The following is a 21,572-nucleotide window of genomic DNA, read 5'->3' on the forward strand; positions in this document are numbered from 1 at the left end:
GTCCTGTAAGAACGCTATCGGTTGAATGGCCCGAAGAAATCGTCGTAGCTAACGTCTGCAGGATCAGGCAGCGGCGGTCGTCTAATCGCTCGACCGTCCGAAGCATCGCATGCATGATCACCGCCAGCTTGCGCGCCAGAGCCACCGCCGCTCGCTTGAAGCCAAGCCGTTCTTTCAGCTCTAACGCCCAGGTGCGCAGGGTACTGGTATCCGTCGACCGGTTCAGGATGACCGCGGCCGCCTCGTATAACAGTCCGCGCAACTGACTGTCGCCACGGCGCGAGATATGACCATCATGGTCGACCTCGCCAGACTGATAGCGTCTCGTTGTCAGGCCCACCCACGCGCCCACGGCGCGCGAGTTCCTGAAGTTCGCCGGATCTTCCACGGCTGCGGCAAAGGCGGTGGCTGTGACGGTGCCTACACCTGGCACTGACATGAGGAGGCGGCAGTGCTGGTCCTCACGGGCCATGGCAGCCAGCTGCTTGCTCAGCTCTGCCGCCTGTTGCCGGATATCACTCCATGCCCGAAGCATTGGGACAACGATGCGCGCCAGCTTTTGATCGCCGAGCAGAAGGTCGCGAACGTTGCGCTCGAACACGCTGCCGGCACCCTTGGGCACGACGAGACCGAACGTCTTCATCAACCCGCGGATTTGATTGGATATCTGCAAACGCATCTTAAGAAGCTGGCGCCGTGCGGTGATCAGCGTGCGGATCAGCATGCTGTCGAAACCTTTGACCCGAACCTCTCGGTAGAAGCCAACCTCAGCCAGATGTGCCAGGCCATCGGCATCGTTCGCATCGGTCTTGTTCGCGGCCATGTCGAGCGCGGCTTTGGCATGCCGCGCGTCGATGCAGATCACCGGCAGGCCCTCTGCCGTCAGCGCATGGTAGAACCACACCGACAGCGGCCCGTCTCGAACACGACCCGCCGGACATACGGTGCGCGCTTGCGGATCACCGCCGCGAGCAGTTGCGGGTCGGACGAGCACTTGCCCCGCCAAATCCTCTTGCCGTCCTGCCGGATCGAAATCGCCGTCTCTTTCATGGACACGTCGAGACCGATATACTGTTCCATGGCTGTCCTCCGTTCGATGCCTGGGCCCGGTGTCAATCGTGAGCCCGTTCTTCATCCTATCGGGGGACAGCCAGCCGGCTAGAGGCTCGAACATCGCCGCCACGTCTCAGGTGGCCACCGCTCCCGCGATTACGTCATGTTCGTTCCTCGGCCCCAAAGGTGCCTGTCGGCTACGCGCTTCAAGCCAGACGTTTGGGTAGCCGTTGGCTTCACTACACAGCAACCTAGCCCGGCAATTGAGAAGCAGCGGCTTGTAGATGCAGGCAGCCGCCTATGACCTATTCCGCATGCCGGTGGTTTCTAGCCGATCGCCGCGCCTCCGCAATACCTGTGAACCGGGAATGTGGGACCGAAGTTCGGTTCGGAAAGTTCGCCAGGGTAGGGCGCCGGTAGAGAGCTTTTTGCTGTCGTTAAATAATAGCGATCAGGTAACCTCCGCGTCGAACTCCACAGCAAAACCCGCGTCGATCGCGCTTCGCGCTATGTAATCGCCAAGTTCCCAATCCGTCAGTTCGCACAGCGGGATCCGTTTTCTGACGGCGTGGATGACCTCGCTATCGAAACGCTAGGACTTTCGACATGATCAAGCAGGTAACGGACAATCGTTTGGCGAACGTCCGGTGAAGTAAGTCGAGACGAGGTCTGCCATTGCACGGCCTACGAATGAAGCCGTTTTTCAGAGCGATCGGCAGTTATTGCGTCGAAAGCGACAGGAATGCTGTGGAGGATGCATGCCGCAGCCAATATCTCTTCCAATTCGCGGTCAGTGGCCTTACACGCCGGAAGCAATGTTCGAATGGCACGTATTGCCTGTGCGATGGAAAGGAAGCGGGCCTGCCCTCTGGAACGGACATAGGCTTCGGCCGCCCTTTCAACTGTGACAGTGTGAAAACTGTTGGTCATGTGAGTTCCTCCTGAACCCAAACCAACACGATTTTTGGCAGCAATTCGGTATCCCCGTAAGGGTGCGTCCGATTCCGGACATTCAGCCGGACGCACTGCCGAAGTGACGTTGCTCTTCGTCGCCATAGGCGCCGTGCGTCAGCTTTATCATTCCGGGCCGGTCTACAATGGTGATCTCACCGCGTTTGGCGCGGATCAGCCCCCGATATTCAAGCATTTGCAGGGCTATGGTGACGCCAGGGCGCCGGGCGCCAAGCATGGTGGCCAGAAACTCGTGCGTCAGGTAGATTCTGTTGCCCTCCATACGATCATCGACCATAAGCAACCACCGGGCCAGCCGCTCCTCGATTTTGGAATGACCGTTGACCAGTGCCGTACGGGACGACTGGACAAGGAACGCGTGCGCATAGCGAAGCAACGACTCGCGAAGGGGCTGGCTTTCTTCAATCGCAGGGCGAAGGCTTTCAACCGGGAGCAGCCAACCATTGCCGGCGACCTGGATGTAGGTTTCGTTGGGGGAACTGTCCTGACCGAGAATAACCGCCACCCCTGTCATGCCGTCATGGCCGATGATGCCGACTTCGCTTTGCCGCCCTCCGGTCATGGTGGCGACCACCGAAGCGATACCCGCCTCTGGAAAATACACATGCTCAATTGGCTGATACGAACTCTCGAGCCGGGCTTTGAGGCCCAGTTCGACGTGATGCATTGACGGCTGCAGCAGCGCGAAATCCTCAGGCGAGAGGGCTTTCAATACATGATTGCGAAGAAGGGATTGGGGCACGGCGCGCTCCCTGACGGGCAAGAGCACGTACCTCTCACTGTCTGCTGCATCCGAAACACTGGCGGCCGATATATCGTAGAGTAGACCTCAAGGGCGCGATTAGCAAATTGGATGTAGCCCAGTTGGAAAGCACTTTTTGCGATTCAGGCCTAACTCCTTAGTGCTACCGCAAACGCATTGGCTTGTGCGGGTACACCATCCTCTATGCGGGCGGAGCGATCCCAACGCTTAACGCCGAGTTGGGGGTCGCCTGCTGAACGTTTAAAATCTGGGGAACAGCCCCCTAACCTGGCGGTCGTGACATTTGGTACCTCGACCAAGACCTTCACCCCGCGGTCTGGCCGCTCACGTTCGGCGGATCCCTGAAGCTGACGCCTCACGGTAGCTTCCGCAATAGCCCAGCGCCTTGCTTGAGGATTGCCAGGCTCAGTCGCTAGATATGCTGATCGACTTCTCCAGGAGCGCCTCTCTGCGCACGCTGACGCACTTGCCGCTTGGGACGAGATCCGGCTCGCACGCGCAAGGATTGAACGCGCAAGAACCGAAGGCGAGCGGATCCATCTCGGATTGGCCTCGGCTCTTCAAAGCGTTGGAATTCAGCCGGACGCTGGTGAGACCCTGGAGGCAATGGTGGTCGCCGCCGACCGCTTTCTCGATAGGCAGGCGAAGGTCGACGCGGAACGCGCGGAAGCGTGAAGAGCGTCGCCGCGAAGGAAGAGGAGCTGGCCGCCAGGCGGCTCGCTGTTGAAATTGCCGAGCGCCGAGAGGGCGCATGGCATGCCGAGGTGAGGGAAACGCTCAGGGGCACCTAGCTCGAAGAAGGGGTCGCCGGAATGCGGCTGGGGAGCGTGCTCGATCAGTTGTCGGAACTGTCAAAGGCCCTGCAGAATCGTGAGGCCATCCTCTTGTCTTTCATAGCGCTCCCACCATTCTGGTCGCTCTTTTTTCCTCTTCGCCTCTGCCGCATCCTCGTCGTCCATAAGGCGCTGCAGTTCTGATCAATCTCCCGCGCCATCACTTCTCCCTTGTTCTTGTTGCCTAGCTGCGGAACTGCTCCGAATTTCCAGGATCATTTTTCCTGGAAAAGGCAAAGAATTCTATGCACGCGTCGCCATTTATCTGAGACAACTTCTTTTTATCTGAGACAATTCCTCTCGGTTTAGAATGTCTGCGGCTTGAGAACTTTGTGGGCAGTTTTGGAGCAAAGAGTGGTTCACCACGACCGGCTTTGTCTGGCCACCAGACTGGTGCTGATCGCGTCCAGCTTTCTAGCGGTGCTGGTCTCTCGCGGGGAGGCGCAGGACGCGGACCGCGCCATCAGAGATCAGACAACTGTCATTGAGCGGTTCGAGCCGCCGCCTCGGCGGCCTCCGAGTATCACCGTTACCCACGCCGCGCCGGTCGCCGGTCTACCCCCCGAGCAGCTCAAAACCATCCGCTTCCGGCTCCGCAAAATCGATCTCGAAGGAGCGGTGACGCTCGATCCGGCGATCTTCTCTACGCTTTGGGAGAAACTGATTGGTCGAGAGATTTCACTCCTCGATATGAAGGAGGTCATCGACGGAATAGAACGCATCTACCGTGAACACGATTACTATGCGGCGGCTCTGGTCCCGCAGCAGGATTTCAGCAGCGGCCGGATACGCATCGTCGTCTACGAATCCTATCTCCGCGACGTTGTCGTGGATTCGGATCAGCCCGGTCTCGAGGAACGGCTGAAGCCCTATATTGCCCGCATGGTGGCGGAGCGACCAGTCCGCGTCTCTCACCTTGAGCGTTACGCCCTGCTCGTCGCCGATATCCCCGGCTTCACGGTCGAAGCCAAGCTTTCCAAGGTCGAGGACGATCCGGCTGCGGGAAAGCTTGTGTTGAAGGTCGACTTCAAGAGGAGCGGGCTCGATGCCCGCCTCGACAATCTGGGCACGCCATCAACCGGGCCGTTGCAGCTTTCCGGTATCGCGCGCGTGAACGATGCTCTCGGATTGTTCGAGGGCACCGAGGCGCTCGCGGTGACCAATCCCGCCGACCCGGACGAACTCGTGTTTCTCCGGTTCGGGCAGGCCTTTCCGCTCGGGCCGTCCGGGTTCGTTGCCGGGTATGAATTCGGCCAAGTCTGGTCGAATCCGCTGGACGACAACGACATTCACGTCGGGAGCACGTTTGGAAAGGCCTTTCTGAACTATGCGGTTGTGCGCACGATCGACCACAACCTATTCGCCAAATTCGCGATCAACACCAAGGATGTCGCAGTTGACGTCAACGGCGATCCGGCGGCGCGGAATAGTAATCGGTGGCTGACGGCGGCAGCCACGTTTGACACGACCATAGGCGGTGTCGCCGTCGTCGCCGAGGCCGGCCTGGGCCAGGGTTTGAGCGGTCTCGGCTCAAACACCGAGAACGCCGATTTCAGTTACGTGTTCGGTGAAGGCACGCTCTCGCGCGACATTACGGATACCCTCTCGGCGCAGCTGCAGTTCACCGGCCAGTACGGCTTCACCGAGCTCCCTTCGGCGGTCCGCTTCGACCTGGGAGGCGACCCCTATAGCCGAGCCTTCGACAGTTCCTCGATCACCGGCGACGATGGCATCGCGGCCGCGTTCGAGCTTCGGAAAGGGATCGATGCCGGCATACCCTGGCTGGCCAATCCCAGCCTGTTCGGTTTCGTCGACTATGGAGAGGTATGGAACCCGCCGGGCAGGGATTATGAGTTTGCTTCGCTCGGTTCCGTCGGTGTCGGCATCCGCGCCGGGATTGGAAACCACCTCAACCTCCTGGCCTACGTCGCTACACCGTATAAAGATGAAGCCAAGCTCGGCGTCGAGGGCGCCCTGTTCCGCGTTGCTGCCGGGGTGCGGTTCTAACCATGCGGCCTCTACGCTCAGCTCTCGCCCGGCGCGTGGATCTCACGCTCATGAAAAGGAATTGCCCATGATCACGATCCGTTCGATGTCCGTGACCACCCTGATGGCGCTGGTAAACCTGGGTGTCTTATGTGGTACTGGCGCGTGCGCCGACACCCTTCCCCGGGTCGAAGGCGACATGCCGGCAAGCGTTTCTGCTGTCATAGCAAAGATCCAATCGAAAGCCGCGTACGCACACACAAGCTGGGGCATGCGCGTGGTCGACCGCGACACCGGGACCGTGCTTGTCGACCAGGCGGCCGACCGGTCGCTCACCCCCGGGTCGATCATGAAGGTCTACAGCACGGCCACTGCGCTCGATCTGTATGGGGCGGACTACCGGTTCCATACCCCGGTCTACAAGACTGGGTCGGTGTCGGAAAGCAGGCTCGACGGCAATCTGATCCTGGTCGCTTCTGGAGATTTCAGCTTCGGCCTGCGAGAGCAGCCTGACGGCACTCTCGGCTACAACAATTTTCCCGAGATCGACCACAATTATGCCGACACCGGTTTTGCCGGAGGCGCTTTGGTGAAGGGCAGCGATCCGCTGGCGGCGTTGGACAGCTTGGCTAAGGCCGTTCGTGGATCCGGCATTGCCGAGGTCGGAGGCGACGTTATCATCGATGCGCGGCTTTTCGAAACCCATCGCGACCCCACGGACGGGATCATTTCTCCGATCTGGCTGAACGAAAACGTCATCGACATCATGACGACGGCGGCCAGCGCAGGGCAGCCGGCCAAGATCGATTGGCGACCCAAGACCGCGTCCGTCAAGGTGGTGGGCGCCGTGATGACCGTCGCAGAGAATCCGAAGCCCATCACGATCGAGTCGCCTGCTCCTGGAGAGATACGGGTCAGCGGCGAAATCGCCGCCGGAGTCGCGCCCACCTTGAACATCTGGCATGTGCCCGACCCGGCCGCCTTCGCTCGAACAGCGTTCATCGAAGCGTTGCAGCGCGCCGGAGTGAAGGTCGACGCGAACGCGCTTGGGCCAAATCCAGTTGACGAACTGCCGGACGCGGCGGCCTATTCCCCGGGCAACAAAGTGGCCGAGCACGTCTCGCCTCCGCTTTCAGAATTCGTCAAGGTCGTTCTCAAGGTCAGCTACAATCGTGGCGCCCATTTGATGCTGTGTCTTGCAGCCGTGAAAGGCGGAAGCCGAGACTGCGAGGCTGGAATCGGCAAGGAGCTTGAACTTCTCGATCGCCTGGGCGTGTCGCGGCAAAGCACTTACGTCTTCGACGGCGCCGGCTCCGATGACCACGCCAAGACAGCGCCCGCGGACCAGACAACGGTGCTCACGCGGATCGTCAAGGAGCCGTGGGGATCGGCCATCCGGGACGGAATGGCCATCCTGGGCGTGGATGGAACACAAGCTACAAACGGCCTTGGAACCCCGGCGGTCGGGCATATTCACATCAAGGATGGTACACGGGTCACCTCGGCGCCGGGAGATTATCAAGGCATCATCATCGCCAAGACCCAAGTCGGCTATATCGAGGCGAAAAGCGGCCGCGAGCTTGCTTTTGCGATCTTCCTCAACAGCGCTCCTTTTGGCTCGGTCGAGGATTTCATCGCCGCCGATCACGACATTGCTGCGATCGCCGCCGCGATTCAGCAGGCCTACTAGAGCAATTCCAGGAAAAGTGTGTACGGTTTTCCGTCCGGAATTGCGCAAAAACAAATAGATAGAGCGGTTCGCCGTTTCCGTGAAACGATGAACCGCTCTAGGCCGCGACGCTTGCGAGGCAGGCATGGCAACGCACTACAGCACTCCCAGCTCTGCTATCTTCAGGGGCAGTGCCTTGATGCGCGTTCTCTTCGGATTGGCATTCTCATTGGTACGTCGGTACGTCGCGGCAGTCGAGCCGCAGCCGCATTGGAGGAAGAGATGGAACGAACGCTGTTCAAGGGCACGCGAAGCGGCTTGATGGTTGCCATGGGCGTCGTGGCGTCACTTTGGGGTGCCGGAACCGGTGCGGCCGCAGCCGAACTTCCGCCCGCTATCCGCGCGATTATGGACGCGCCCCGCTATTCCGGGGCGGTCTGGGGCCTCCGGGCAGTCGATCTCCCCTCGGGAGCCACGACGACGGCTTACGGCTCGGACTCGCTTTTCTTCACGGGTTCGGTACGAAAGCTGTTCTCGGTCGGTCTCGCGCTGAACGCGCTCGGTGTCGATCATCGCTTCGAGACGAAGGCCTATCGCCTCGGCGAGGTGGGGGCAGACGGCACGCTCCAAGGAAATCTTGTCTTGCTCGCAAGCGGGGATCTGACCCTTGGCGGACGGACCACGGCTGGCGGCAAGATCGCTTTCACCAATTTCGACCACACCGAGGCCAACTCGCTCGGCAGCGCGATCCTTACGGAAACCGATCCGCTGTCCGGGCTGAATTCCATTGCGAGGCAGGTCGCCCAATCCGGGATCAAGGCCGTTACGGGCGATGTCATCATCGACGATCGCCTTTTCGATCATTTCCGCGTGCCAAACGGGAACGTTCTGATCACACCGATCATCGTGAACGACAACCTTATCGACGTGACCATCCTGCCAGCTGAAGCCGGGCAACCGGCCGAGGTGGACTGGCGACCTAAGACAGCGGCTTTCACCGTCAGTTCACAGGTGAAAACCGTCGCCGCCAGCCAACCGATGGAGATCTCCCTCGAGATTTCGCCCGCCGACCCTAAGGTCGGGATCGTCAAGGGCCAGATCCCTATTGGCTACAGGCCGAGCCTACCCGGCGTGGCGACGTTGGTCCAGACGTTTCCGATCGTCGAGCCATCTTCCTTTGCCCGCACAGCGTTAATCGAGGCGCTGGGCAGGGCGGGAGTCCCGGTTACGGCATCGGCGACAGGCCCGAACCCAGTCGCGAAGCTTCCCTTGAAAAGCGCGTACTTGCAATCAGCGGAAGTCGCTCGACTCGTTTCACCGCCATATGCGGAATACGCGAAGCTGATCCTCAAGGTCAGCCACAATCTCGGGGCCAATCTGAGCCTTGCCTTATTTGGCCTCACACAGGGAGCAAGAACCATCGAGACGGCCCTCGCAGTCGAGCGGAATACGCTGATAGGTGAGTATGGACTTTCTCCCGATGGCTTCGATTTTCCGACAAATGGCAGCGGCAGCCCCGATAGCCGCGCCACGCCCGGTGCCGTCACGGGCCTGCTTGCAGCAATGCGCAAGACGAAAGCGTCGGAAGCTTATTTCGATGCCCTTCCTGCTCTCGGGGTCGATGGTTCGCTAGCCACCGTCGGCATCGATCCGCCAAACCCCGTCATTGCGCCGGCCGTGGGACACGTGTTTGCGAAGACCGGGACAACAATCGCGGACGGCACGCTCAAAGCGCAGGTCTTTGCGGGATACATCAGATCGAAGGCAGGAAAACTGCTCGCCTATGTTGTCTACGTAAACAATGTCACGCCAATCGGCAGCATCGCAGACGTCATCAAGGTGTTCGCAGACGAGGGAGCGATCTCTGCGGTTTTGTACGAACTCAACTGATGGCCCGAGATTTCCCATTGGGTGCCGTGGGGCACGTTCCAACCGCCGGAGCAGATGATGATGAATTCGAAATTGGCCTTTTGGGCGGGAGCCGCGATCGTTGCCTGCCTCCTGCCGAAACTGGCCTTCGCCGAGCCCGTTACGACTGCCCCCGTGACGACTGACCATGTCACCGAGGTTCTCCCAAAGCTCGATGCCATTATCCGTGATGGCATGTCGCGAACCGGGGTGCCTGGCTTGGCGATCGCCATCGTTCACGACGATACGGTCGTGTTTCTCCGCGGCTACGGCGTTCGCGAGGTGGGCAAGCCTGAGCCCGTGGACCCGGACACTGTGTTTCAGCTCGCCTCGATGTCGAAGCCGATTGCGTCCACGGTGGTCGCCACTCTCGTCGGCGAAGGTCTCGTGGCTTGGGACGATCCGATCGTAAAGCACGACCCCGGATTTGAACTGAAGGATCCCTGGGTCACGCGCGAGGTCACGCTTCGTGACATGTTCTCTCACCGAAGCGGTCTCCCCGGACATATCGGCGATCTCCTCGAGGACCTGGGATACAGCCGCGAAGAAATCCTGTTCCGGCTACGCCACGTCAACCCGGCCGGTCCCTTCCGGGCAAGCTACGCCTACACCAATTTCGGATTGACGGAAGCGGCGCTCGCCGCAGCCAAGGCTGCCGGGAAGCCTTGGGAAATACTGTCGGAAGAGCGGCTGTATCGACCCGCGGGCATGACCCGGACGAGCTCGCGACATTCCGATTTCCTCGCCGCCGAAAATCGCGCCGTGAATTCCGTCCGCATTGACGGCAAATGGCTTCCCGGCCCGCCGCGCGATCCTGACGCCCAGTCTCCGGCTGGCGGTGTCAGCTCTACGGCACGCGACCTCGCGCAGTGGCTGAGGCTCCAGCTTGGCGGCGGCAAGCTCGATGGCAAGGAGATCGTCACCTCGGCTGCTCTTGCCGAGACCCACCAACCAGTGATCGCGCGGGGATCCGCGCCGGTTCCGTCCGGCGCTTTTCCCCCGTCTTACGGACTCGGCTGGAACGTCGATCTCGACCCGCAGGGTCGCATCCATCTCAGCCACTCGGGAGCGTTCAATCTTGGTGTCGGCACGAATGTGCATCTCGTTCCGGCAGAACGGCTCGGCATAGTCGTGGTGACGAACGGCCATCCTGTCGGTCTCGCAGAGGCCGCGAGCAAGAGCTTTCTCGATCTCGTATTTGCCGGCAAGGTTGAACGAGACTGGATCGACGCCTACGGCCAGGTCATGGCGGATGCCATGAAGCCCGACTATGGCGGCGCCATCGATGCCACACGGGCTCGTTCGCAGCCTTCGCCGGCCCTGCCTGCCGCGAGCTATGTCGGCACTTACGGCAACGACTTTTATGGCGGACTGACGGTCACAGAGAAGAGCGGTAGCCTGGTCATGAGCCTCGGGCCCCGCACGGAATCCTTTCCACTTCAGCACATCAGCCGCGATACGTTCACATACCAACCGATTGGTGAAAACGCCTTTGGACCGAGTGCCGTTACATTCACCGTCGAGGCCGACCGGACGACAGCCGTCACGATCGAGAATTTGAACCTCCATGGCCAGGGCACCTTTCTTCGAGACCCACGCAAGCCGTGATCCAGTGCGCGGGAGTTTTGACTATGCCGAACATCCGGCATCCGAGAACCTTCACGCCCGCGGACATTGGTGTTCCAGCGGATTTAGGTGTTGCCCGATGGTATTAGGTTGCGTCTAACGTCTAACGGCTCAGCAACTCGGTAATGAAATGGATTTCAGGACGTTCTCAGGCTACGGATACCTCCTCATCGGCGGACTCATCCTCGTTGGCGCCGGGCTCCTGACCATTTCGCTTATCGTCAATCTTGGGGTGGCGCACAGTGTGCGGCAGGACGCACGCCATCGTGAAAAGCTATTGGAATATTATCGCAATACCTTTTCACAGCTGGGCGTGATCCTGATCGGAATTGGAGTATCTCTGTTCATCTTCTTTTTTCAGCAGAATTACCAGGACCAGCGCAAACGCGAAACCGAACTCCAGCAGGTCCTTGCCAAACTGGCGGCACGCATTGCTCGCGGCGCTGCCGTCGTCGAATCCCTTGGTGAATTCGATACGCTGCTCGATGAAGGCGGGCCCTACATCGATCCGAAACTCGGTGGAAAGAACAACGCCATCGGCGCGCACGGAGCGGAGCTCGCCAAGCAGGTCGCCGAGCTTCTTTTGGTCGAGCGCGACGTTGACGTTCAGGCGTTCGAGATTCTGAACTTATCGCGCGACTTCGAATCGTCGTTCGTCGTCAACGAACTCGATCCGACGCTGTGGTTCAATATCGTCAGCGATGAGAGCGAGATCAAATATGCCACCACTCAGCTCCCGCTGGACTACACGGATTTGCACGATGCGATCGGCGGTGAGCCACTTGATGTCGCGATCGCTAATCCTGAAAAGGAGCGGAAGATCAAGCAGGAGGTGCTGGATATCTTCTATGATGCCGACCTGTTGCGCCTGCGCAGCAGGAGACTTCTCGGCCGTGCGTGCTGGCTTTTCAGCAACGGGCGTGGCTTCGTCAAACTTAGACCGGTCGATGAGATTGAAGCGGACGCCAGGTCGCACCAGGAGTGGATCGATCGGTCGAAAAATTTCCTGACGCAATTGACGTCGGGAAGCGGGGATTGCTTCAAATTGCTCCGCTACAGCCCAACGTCTTGAATCGAGACTGATCTCGCTATCCTCGTGTGGCTAATCTCCGTCCGCCGCGTGCCGGGATTATTCCGTCGCGAAGCTCTATGCCTTGTCTGCTCTCATGCTCATGTTGTTGCCTCGCCCACGGAACCGGTCCGGTTTCCAGGGCCACTTTTCCTGGAAAAGGCAAAGAATTCTATACCGCCGTCGCAACGTTTCTGAGACAAATTCTTCCGTTTTTGGAGTGTCTGCGGCTAGAGAAGTTCATCGATGCATGTATCCTTGATAGGCTGAAATATGCGCCCGCTCGTTATTGTATCCGAAAGACCCGAGGATGCCGACTATAGAACGATTTTGAGGGCCTTGGTCAGCTATAATGACGCGGCGGGCGAACCTTCTGGCTATGAGCCAGTCGCCATCCTCATTCGTGATCATGACCACGATGAGACCATCGGCGGCCTGTGGGGGAAGGTGTCTTACGATTGGTTGTTCGTCGAACTGTTGTTTGTTCCGGAACCCCTCAGACGACAGAAGCTCGGGACCCGGCTCATGAATGCCGCTGGACAGCTCGCTCGGGAGAGGAAGTGTGTGGGGGTCTGGCTGGAAACCTATGGATTCCAGGCGCCAGCTTTCTATCAGACCTCGGGTTACGAGGTGTTCGGGCAACTTCCAGATCACGCTCGGGGCTCAGGTCGGTTCTTCTTGCGCAAGATGCTAACAGCGTCGGTTTAGTGACAAATACATCTCGGCTATGGTAGGCGCGATGTGGCCCGGCACGCGGAGCATCGTGTTCATGAGGGAAGCCCCCAGCCGCAACGTTCGCAATTTGGATCCCTGACGAATACTAATCGCCCGCAGAGCAGCTAAGCCTCTCCGAAACGTTGCTGCGCCATTGCGCTAGCAAGCCAGATCGGATCGAACAGGTCGACCAACGCCCTGTGGCAATGCGATTGAATTTGATCGAGTCCCGCTTCGTGGCCGCCCGTCAGAAACGCGCCGATGCCTTCGTCGACCGCGGCTGGATCTGGAATCCGCAGACCCAGCGAGGCCAAGTCGCCGGCAACCGACGTTTCGGACGGCAGGTACGCAACCGCGGAGCGCAGCCGCATGCTCGGCGCTGGAAGTCGGATCATCACAATTCGGGTCACCGATGGCTGCGCGTCGGGGCCGATGATCGTGGCACCGCACATCAGGCCCGCAAGGACGCTAGCCGGTGGTGTCGGCAAGGAAAGGCAGAAGAACATGCGGCCATCGCCGCCGGGTTCGACCAGGTCGAGGTGCATGGCCCGCCCCGCCATCGCGAGCGGACCTTCAAGTTGAAACCGGCTCGTCGGCAGCCGCTCCGAATAGTGCGCGAGAACGCCCTGCGGGCCATTCGATTGGATTGACAGTTCTGCCCGGATGAGCTGGGCGCGAAAATAGGGCGACCAGGCATGGGAGTAGCAGGCGTAGGTGCCGGCGAGCGACCGGCTTGAATCCTGTCGCCGCCCGGCGACCGACCGGCGCGACGGTTCGCTTCGCCGCTCCAGCACGTCGCGCTCGCAATTGTGTCGAGTACAAATAGCCTGGATGAAGTCGTCGAGCTCGCAGTCGGCGATCCAGGCTCCGGGACGCCCGACATCCACAACCTTCGCCCAGTCCTCGTAAAGCCGAAGCTCGCGCGGGTGGGCACGACCCTGCATCCATTTGTGCGCGCGCTCGACATCGAACGACGTCGCCGGGTTGACACGACGGAACGCCGCCGCGAGGTCCTTGCGTGTCACGGCGCCGAGGAGTGCCATCGTCACCCGCAATTTCTGACCAATATCCTGCGTCACGCGTTCTCCTTTGTTGTTGTCCCACCCACCCGCAGAAGCGCCCTGAATTTCCAGGGTCAGTTTTCCTGGAAAAGGCAAAGAATTCTATAACACCGCTCCCGTTTATCTGAGAGGATCTCTTTTCGATTTAGAGCGTCTGCGGTGAAACCTTCGTCACCCGGCAGGCGGCAGAAATGCTGTTGATTTGCTGCCTCAATCGGCAGTCATGGGTGCATTCTAATTTTAAGATTTCCTATTTCGGGAAAGTTCGAGGGGCCAGGCAGGTGGGTAGAAAAGTCGATGTCATCAGGCGGTCGCGCCTTACGGCCGGCCGGCTCAGGCAAATTTGGCCGCCGACGCGGATCTCGTGCCTGGCATTGGCCATTTTCCTCCTTGCAGGTCTGCTGTCGACAGCACTTCCGGCAAACGCCAGGAACTTCGATGTCGGCAGCGAGGCACAGCTCCAGGCCGCGCTCAATCCGAGTGGTGGCGCGCAGAACGGCGACACCATCACCTTCACCGCGAACGTCGCCTTGAGCGCCAACCTGCCACAGGTGCAGCGCGACGTGACCATCAACGGCGCCAATCATACGCTCTCCGGCAACAAGCAGCATCGCGGCTTGTTCGTCCAGTCAGGCAAGGTCGCAATCAATGATCTCGTCATCGAAAATGCCAAGGCACAGGGCGGCAACGGCGGCAACGGCGTGAGCCCCAACACGGGTGATGCCGGCGGTGGCGGCGGCGGCGCCGGACTTGGAGGGGCCCTGTTCGTCGCCAGCGGCGCCCGTGTGACAGTGAGCAACCTCACCTTGCTGCACAACCTGGCGCAGGGTGGCGACGGCGGTGCCGGCGTTTCGGCTGACAGCAACTTTGCAGGCGCCGGCGGCGGCGGCGGCGGTATGTTCGGAAGCGGCGACATATACGACGGAACCAGGGCCAAAGGCGGCCCCGGCGGTGGCGGCAGTGGAGGTGGACCGGGACCCGAGAACGGCGGACCTGGTGTCTTTGGCGGCGGCGGTGGCGGTATCGGCCCCGACGGGAACCCCAATAACGGTGGTCAGGGGGGATTCGGCGGCGGCAGCGGCGGTGGTCATGGACAAGGTGGCGGTGGCGGCGGCGGCCTGGGCGGCGCGATTTTCGTTCAGCATGGCGGCGACCTCACTGTGGCCGACCATCTCGACATTTTTAGAAACAGCGTCGCAGGCGGCAACGGCGGAGGAGGAAGGGCCACCGCCGGCCAAGGCATCGGATCGGGCATTCTCTTTCACGGCAACGGGTCATTCACCGTGGCCCCTGGCGCCGGGCAGACCCAGTTGATAAGCGACACCATTGCAGATCAGACCGGGGGCGCCGGCAGCGGCGGCAATTGGGCTATCGTCAAGAACGGGGCCGGCACGACCATTCTCGACGGTGCGACTTCGCTCTCCGGCGGCGGCTCCGTCAATGAAGGCGTCCTGGAGATCAACGCTCTGCGCCTGGCGGGCAATATCACAAACAAGGCCTCACTCGTCTTCGCCCAAACAATCAACGGCACCTATACCGGCAACATTTCCGGCGGCGGCAGCCTCACCAAGACCGGCACTGGCGATCTCACGCTCTCAGGCACCAACACCTACGCTGGCGGCACGACCGTCAAGGGCGGAGCGCTGTTGTTCACCAGCGACGCCAGCCTGGGTGCCGCGGGCATCGGCATCAACCTGAACAACGGCACGATCGGAAGCGTGGCCACGGTCCATCCGGGGCCGACAAGCAATCGCCCCGTCACGATCACGGACAAGGGCGGCTTCTCCGTTGCATCGGCTCCACTCACCTGGAGCGGCGTGATCAGCGGAAGCGGCCAGTTGACCAAGTCCGGCGACGGCGACCTGATCCTTTCAGGGGCCAACACCTACGGCGGCGGGACGACCGTGACCGGCGGCGTCCTGCGCTTCACGAATGACGTCAACCTGGGCGCGGTGGGTACGGCGATCACGTTGAATGGCGGCGCGGTCGGAACCACAAAGGACACCCCTGCGGTCACCTCGATCGACCGCAAGATCATGCTCGCCGGTAACGGCGGCATCGACGTGGCGCTGCATCCCTTCATCTGGAGCGGCAGCATCAGCGGCGGCGGTCGCCTCATCAAGAGCGGCGACGGCGAGTTCGAGCTCACGGGCACCAACACCTATTCCGGCGGCACGCTGGTGCAGCGCGGAACGCTACGGGTCACTTCCGACGACAAGCTCGGCGCCACGGGTACAGGCATCACGCTGGAAAACAACGGCGGCCTGCGCGCATCCGAGACCTTCACCAGCACGCGCAACGTCTTACTGGAGGGCGCCGGTGGCGTATTCCTGGTCGACCCCGGCAAGACCCTGACCCTGAATGGGATAGTCGGCGGTTCGGGCAATCTCACCAAGGTCGGCGACGGCACGCTTATTATCACCGGTGCCAACAGCTACGCCGGCAACATCTTCAACAACGGCGGCGCGGTGCAGGGCAACACAACGAGCCTGCGCGGCAACATCGTCTTCGACCCCAACGCGAACAATCCGATCGCCAGGTCGATCACCTTCGACCAGGCGACCAACGGCACTTTCGCGGGCAACATCACCGGCCTCGGCAGCCTGACCAAGACCGGCGCCGGCGCGCTGACCTTGGGCGGCAACAACACTTATACCGACGGCACGACGGTGTCGGCCGGCATCCTGCAGGGCGCAGCCAACACCCTGCAGGGCCGTATCCTGAACGATGCCGCCGTCATCTTCGACCAGGGCGTCAACGGCACCTATGCCGGCGCAATGACCGGCACCGGCACGCTCACCAAGAACGGCACCGGTAAGCTCACCCTTACCGGCACCAGCACTGTCGGCGGCGGCACGACCATCAATACCGGCGGCTTAGCCGTCAACGTTCACCTGACCAGCAATGTAACGCTCAACAAGGGCGGTATCCTGAGTGGCGTCGGCAACATCACCGGCAATATTACAAACAACGGCGGCACGATCGAACCGGGCAACTCCATCGGCAACATCACGATCGACGGCAATCTCACCTGGAACAGCGGCACCTTCGAGGTTGAAATCAGCCCCAGTGCCAGCGACCGCATCACCATCGTTGGCGCCGGCCACAAGGCGACGGTACATGCCGGCACCCTCGACGTTGTCCCGTTGCCCGGCATTTACGTGCCTAACACGACGTACACGATCGCCTCGGCGCCGGCCGGCGGCATTGCCACATTTAACGATGTGACCGCCGATTTCGCGTTCCTGCGCCCCGTGCTCAGCTTCGATCCCACCAACCTCTATCTCTCCCTGATCCTGGCGCCAGATGCCTTCCGCTCGGCCGGCCAGACGTCGAACCAGCGGGCGATCGGCGGTGTGCTCGATGCCACTGCAGCCGGCGGTAATTTCGGTGGCATCGTCGGGGCGCTGTCGGGCCTGCCAATAGCGCAGGGGTCACTGGCCCTGCAGGCACTCTCCGGCGAGATCGCGGCGGGTGCCATCATTGCCGGCATCGACAGCGCCGATCGGTTCCTGGGCGTGCTCGACGGGCAGGGCGAGGGCGGGCTCCAGCCTGTCGGCACGGAGGGCGCGGCGAGCGCCGCCGCGGCTTATGCCGAGGACGACAAGGCGGCAGGCGAGGGCAGCTTCGCCGCGCTCGACATGTCGGCAAGCCATGCCGCCGATCCCGTCCAGGCGGTGCTTGCCCGCCGCTGGAGCGCCTGGGGCGCGGCCTATGGCGGCTCCGAGCAGACTGGCGGCGATCCGTCCGTCGGCTCGCACGATACGAAGGCCAACACCTTCGGGCTGGTCGGCGGCGTCAGCCACCGCTTCGACGACACGTTGGTCAGCATCGCCCTCGGCGGCGGCTGGTCGAACTTCTCGCTCGCCGATGGGCTGGGTTCGGGCGATGCCGGCACCTTCAATGCCGGCGTCTATGGCCGGCAGGGTTTCGGCAATGCCTATCTCTCCGGCGCGCTGGCCTATGGTTTCAACGCCGTCGAGACCAACCGCAGCGTGCTTGGCGACACGCTGACCGGCAAGTTCGACGCGCACACCTTCTCGGGCCGCGCCGAGGCCGGCTACCGCTTCGAGACGCCGATCGTGGCGATCTCGCCCTATGCCGCCTTCCAGGCGATCTCCTATCACCTGCCGGCCTATTCCGAGACGTCGAGCGGCGCCGGACCCTTCGCGCTTCACTTTGACAGCGACACCAGCACCGCGACCCGGGTCGAACTCGGTACCCGGCTCGACCATGCGATCGCGCTCGAGGACGGCGCCAGACTGACGCTGAGCGGCCGCGCCGCATGGGCGATCAATGGCGGCACCGACCGTAATTTCGGCGCCGGCTTCCAGGCTCTTCCCGCCAGCAGCTTCACCATCGACGGCGCCAAACCCGACCGCAACGCCCTGCTCGTCGACGCCGGCGCCCAGTACACCTCTCCCTCCGGCGTCTTCGCCGCGGCCGCCTTCCAGGGCGAGTTCTCCGGCAACGTGAAGAGCTATTCCGGCAAGCTGAAGCTCGGCATCACATGGTGAGGCTATGCGCATCTTGGCGTGTTGTTCCTTTGTCAACAGTCAATTCAAGATCCCCCAAATTCGGGGGACTTCTGGGGTCAAGCAGATGGGTAGAAAAATCGATGCACCGAGGCGGGCTCATCCGAAGACGGCTCTGCGCAGAGAGACTTGTCTGTCGACATCGGGCTCGCGCCTGGCACTGGCCATCCTTCTCGCAGCTGGAACGCTGTCGACAACGCTTCCGGCGAGAGCCGAGGACTGGCCAATCTACAACGAGGGGGATCTGCATTTCGCCATCTTCAACGCCGACTACGGCGACACAATCCGGTTCTACGCCAATGTCACGCTGACAGCCAACCTGCCGCCCGTGCGGAGCGGCAACATGACCATCAACGGACAAGGCTTCACCCTCTCCGGCAACAACCAGTATCGCGGCCTGTTCGTGCAGCAGGGCGCGATCAACGTGGCGATCAAAGATCTCACCATCACCAACGCCAAAGCCGAGGGCGGTAAGGGTGGCGACGCAAGATTTATTGTACCCGGCAATCCCGCCCGCGGCGGCGGCGGCGGCGGCGGCGCTGGACTGGGCGGCGCGCTGTTCATCGGCAAAGGCGCCAATGTGACAGTAAGCAATGTCAACCTGCAGGCCAACCAGGCGCGCGGCGGCAATGGCGGCGCGCTCGGACCTTTGACTTTGAGCAGTTCGTGGGGCAGCAGTGGCGGCGGCGGTGGCTATTGGCCCATCGGAGCCGATGGCGGCGACGGCGGCCCCTCCGTCAGTGGTGGAGGCGGTGCGCCGGACGACGCCGGCGGTGACGGTAGCATAACAGACGGCAGCCCCGGTGGTTTTGGCGGCGGCGGCGGCGGCAGCGGCTGGTGTTCGGGCAACGACTGCCCTTATATACCGGGGGCCGGCGGTTTTGGCGGCGGCAGCGGGGCCGGCAGTAGTGGAGTGGCTGAGCCTGGTGGCTTCGGCGGCGGCACCGGCACCAGCAACGACGTCAGCGGTGGCGGCGGTGGCGGCGCCGGTCTCGGCGGTGCGATCTTCGTTCAGGAGGGCGGCAGCCTGACCCTGGCCGGCGCTCTCAACATTTCCGGAAATTCCGTCGCGGGCGGTGACGGTGGAAGGAGGGGCGGGCAGGGCAATGCCACTCCCGGCCAGGGCATCGGGTCGGGCATCTTCCTTCACGGCAACGGGTCGTTCAGCGTCGCCCCTGGCGCCGGGGAGACGCAGACCATAAGCGACATCATCATCGACCAGACCGGAGCTGGCGGCACCGGCACCGACAGTGGCAGCTGGTCTCTGGTCAAGAATGGCGACGGGGTGACCGTCCTCACCGGCGCCAATGCCTATAGCGGCGGCACCATCGTCAATGCCGGCATCCTGCAGGGCAACACGTCGAGCCTCAGAGGCAACATCACCAACAATGCGTCCGTCATCTTCGACCAGTCCGGCAACGACGGCACCTTCGCCGGCAACATGTCCGGCAGCGGCGCCCTGTTCAAGCAGGGCAAAGGTGAGGTCGCGCTCACGGGCACCAACACCTACACAGGCGGCACGCGGGTAGAAGAAGGAACCCTGCTGGTCGCCTCCGACGCCAACTTCGGCGCTCCAGATGCCCATATCCATCTTTTGGACGGCAGCGGTCTGCACGCGGCCGGGACCTTCACCAGCACCCGCCCGGTCGGGCTCCTAAGTGGCGATGGGGTCTTGCTCGTCGACCCAGGCAAGGCCCTCACCTTGAGTGGCGTCATCGGAGGAAGCGGCGTGCTGGTCAAGTCCGGCCCCGGCGACCTGATTCTCAGCGGGGCCAACACCTACTCGGGCGGCACGACGGTCACCGGCGGCGTGCTGCGCTTCGCCAACGACGCCAACTTGGGCGCGGCAGCCACCGGGATCATGTTGAACGGTGGTGCAGTCGGGACCATGACATCTGCGGCGGCGTCGATCAGCCGCAATATCACCTTGGCCAGCAACGGTGGCGGTATCGACGTGACGGCGCAGTCCCAGTCTCTCTCCTGGAGCGGCGACATAAGTGGCAACGGTGGCCTCTTCAAGATCGGAGCCGGCACGCTGGTCCTCACCGGCAACAATACCTACACCGGCGGCACGCAGGTGGCAGGAGGGACCCTGTGGGTTGCCTCCGACGCCAAGCTCGGCGCAGCCGGCACCCATGTCGACCTGAACAACGGGGCTCTGCGCGCCTCGGAGACCTTTACCAGCGCCCGCCCTGTCGGGCTTTTAGGCGCCGGTGGCGCTATCCTCGTGGACGCCAACAAATCCCTCACCTTGAGCGGTGTCGTCAGGGGTTCGGGCAGCCTCACCAAGACTGGCGACGGCACCCTCATCCTCACTGGCGCGAATGCCTATACCGGCAGCACCACCGTCAATGCCGGCGTCCTGCAGGGCAATGCAATGAGCCTGCGGGGCCATATCACCGACAACGCCTCCGTCGTCTTCGACCAAGCAGCCGACGGCATCTATGCCGGCAACATCACCGGCCTCGGCAGCCTGACCAAGATCGGCGCCGGCACGCTGATCCTGCCCGCCGCCGCCAACTACGCTGGCGGCACGACCGTCTTGGCCGGCGCGCTGCAGGGCACGACCTTTAGCCTGCAAGGCAACATCCTGAACAATGCCGCCGTTATTTTCGACCAGGGTTTCGACGGCACCTATGCCGGCAACATGACGGGCACCGGCACGCTCACCAAGAACGGCCCTGGCACACTCACCCTCACCGGCACCAGCAGCGTCGACGGCGGCATGACGGTCAACGCCGGCGCGCTTCTGGCAAACGGCTCGATCGCTTCGTCTCGCGGCCTGAGAGTGAATACGCGCGCGACAGTGGGCGGCACCGGTATATTGCCGTCGACGATCATTAATGGCGGCACGCTTTCGCCTGGGAATTCGATCGGCACGATCAATATCATCGGGAAACTGACATTCGGCGCAGGCTCGGTCTACGCCGTCGAGATCTCGGGCGGCGCGGCCGACCGCGCGAGCGTCATCGGCTCCGCCGATCTTTCGGGCGGCACCGTCGATGTCACGTTCCTGGCAGGCGGCTCTGTTTCCAGGAACTACACCATCCTCAATGCCACGGGCGGTCTCGGCGGCACCAAATTCGCCGGCCTCAGCGACGCGCCCTTGCCCGGATTCAAGACCAGCCTCAGCTATGATGCCAACAACGTGTACCTGGTGACAGGCATCGACCGCACCGATCCCGAGCTTAGTGCCCTCAATCAGAACCAACGGACCGTGGCCGACAGGGCGCTCGGCCATTTCGAAGCCAATGGCAGGCTGCCCGCGGAATTCGTCAGGCTCGACGCGAACGGGCTGTCAGCCGCCTCCGGCGAGATCGCGGCGGGTGCCATCATTGCCGGCATCGACAGCGCCGATCGGTTCCTGGGCGTGCTCGACGGGC

General features: G+C 62.0%; 11 protein-coding genes and 1 pseudogene. 8 read left to right on the top strand and 4 right to left on the bottom strand.

The genetic code is table 11. The features are described from left to right. Nucleotides 1-94 precede the first annotated feature (94 nt). The 3 genes and pseudogenes from LB566_RS29975 to LB566_RS29985 all read right to left on the bottom strand — a co-directional run. A pseudogene (locus LB566_RS29975) lies at nucleotides 95-1,080 on the bottom strand (IS110 family transposase); the annotation flags it as partial. Nucleotides 1,081-1,737: 657 nt separating this feature from the next. Next, nucleotides 1,738-1,983: a hypothetical protein gene (locus tag LB566_RS29980; protein ID WP_140552520.1), complete on the bottom strand. Its 246-nt coding sequence runs from the start codon at nucleotides 1,981-1,983 to the stop codon at nucleotides 1,738-1,740. An 82-nt stretch (nucleotides 1,984-2,065) separates the two neighbouring features. Next, entirely contained in the window at nucleotides 2,066-2,767 is a 702-nt protein-coding gene (locus tag LB566_RS29985) for a Crp/Fnr family transcriptional regulator (RefSeq protein ID WP_224629760.1), read from the bottom strand. 1,208 nt (nucleotides 2,768-3,975) lie between these two features. On the opposite strand from LB566_RS29985, the gene LB566_RS29990 reads away from it, so the two are divergent. From LB566_RS29990 to LB566_RS30015, 6 genes are all read left to right on the top strand, one after another. Further along, the gene (locus LB566_RS29990; protein ID WP_224629762.1) at nucleotides 3,976-5,628 is read left to right on the top strand and encodes a ShlB/FhaC/HecB family hemolysin secretion/activation protein; all 1,653 of its coding nucleotides are present in this window, start codon (nucleotides 3,976-3,978) and stop codon (nucleotides 5,626-5,628) included. Nucleotides 5,629-5,695: 67 nt separating this feature from the next. Beyond that, nucleotides 5,696-7,297 carry a D-alanyl-D-alanine carboxypeptidase/D-alanyl-D-alanine-endopeptidase gene (gene dacB, locus LB566_RS29995; protein WP_224629764.1) on the top strand — a complete coding sequence of 534 codons (1,602 nt, stop codon included), beginning with the start codon at nucleotides 5,696-5,698 and terminating at the stop codon, nucleotides 7,295-7,297. A 261-nt stretch (nucleotides 7,298-7,558) separates the two neighbouring features. Then, complete coding sequence (locus tag LB566_RS30000) at nucleotides 7,559-9,166, top strand: D-alanyl-D-alanine carboxypeptidase/D-alanyl-D-alanine-endopeptidase (RefSeq protein WP_224629766.1); 1,608 nt, start codon at nucleotides 7,559-7,561, stop codon at nucleotides 9,164-9,166. A 60-nt stretch (nucleotides 9,167-9,226) separates the two neighbouring features. Then, nucleotides 9,227-10,792: a serine hydrolase gene (locus LB566_RS30005; RefSeq protein ID WP_224629768.1), complete on the top strand. Its 1,566-nt coding sequence runs from the start codon at nucleotides 9,227-9,229 to the stop codon at nucleotides 10,790-10,792. Nucleotides 10,793-10,940: 148 nt separating this feature from the next. Further along, a complete protein-coding gene (locus LB566_RS30010; RefSeq protein WP_224629770.1) occupies nucleotides 10,941-11,882 on the top strand; it encodes a hypothetical protein in 942 nt (313 codons plus the stop codon). Nucleotides 11,883-12,152: 270 nt separating this feature from the next. Beyond that, entirely contained in the window at nucleotides 12,153-12,587 is a 435-nt protein-coding gene (locus LB566_RS30015) for a GNAT family N-acetyltransferase (protein ID WP_224629772.1), read from the top strand. 131 nt (nucleotides 12,588-12,718) lie between these two features. On the opposite strand, the gene LB566_RS30020 is transcribed toward LB566_RS30015, so the two are convergent. Beyond that, nucleotides 12,719-13,672 carry a hypothetical protein gene (locus LB566_RS30020; protein ID WP_224629773.1) on the bottom strand — a complete coding sequence of 318 codons (954 nt, stop codon included), beginning with the start codon at nucleotides 13,670-13,672 and terminating at the stop codon, nucleotides 12,719-12,721. 356 nt (nucleotides 13,673-14,028) lie between these two features. On the opposite strand from LB566_RS30020, the gene LB566_RS30030 reads away from it, so the two are divergent. Beyond that, the gene (locus tag LB566_RS30030; RefSeq protein WP_263498446.1) at nucleotides 14,029-18,171 is read left to right on the top strand and encodes an autotransporter domain-containing protein; all 4,143 of its coding nucleotides are present in this window, start codon (nucleotides 14,029-14,031) and stop codon (nucleotides 18,169-18,171) included. Nucleotides 18,172-18,256: 85 nt separating this feature from the next. Next, on the top strand, nucleotides 18,257-21,572 hold a 3,316-nt coding region (locus LB566_RS30035), incomplete at its 3' end, for an autotransporter-associated beta strand repeat-containing protein (RefSeq protein ID WP_263498447.1).

Source organism: Mesorhizobium sp. CA13, assembly GCF_020165235.1.
GTDB lineage: Bacteria > Pseudomonadota > Alphaproteobacteria > Rhizobiales > Rhizobiaceae > Mesorhizobium.

What these genes read in the sequence shown, in the direction of transcription:
- LB566_RS30015 (WP_224629772.1), top strand. Translation starts at nt 12,153, where the DNA reads ATGCGCCCGCTCGTTATTGTATCCGAAAGACCCGAGGATGCCGACTAT.
- LB566_RS30005 (WP_224629768.1), top strand. Translation starts at nt 9,227, where the DNA reads ATGAATTCGAAATTGGCCTTTTGGGCGGGAGCCGCGATCGTTGCCTGC.
- LB566_RS30010 (WP_224629770.1), top strand. Translation starts at nt 10,941, where the DNA reads ATGGATTTCAGGACGTTCTCAGGCTACGGATACCTCCTCATCGGCGGA.
- dacB (WP_224629764.1), top strand. Translation starts at nt 5,696, where the DNA reads ATGATCACGATCCGTTCGATGTCCGTGACCACCCTGATGGCGCTGGTA.
- LB566_RS30000 (WP_224629766.1), top strand. Translation starts at nt 7,559, where the DNA reads ATGGAACGAACGCTGTTCAAGGGCACGCGAAGCGGCTTGATGGTTGCC.
- LB566_RS29980 (WP_140552520.1), bottom strand. Translation starts at nt 1,983, where the DNA reads ATGACCAACAGTTTTCACACTGTCACAGTTGAAAGGGCGGCCGAAGCC.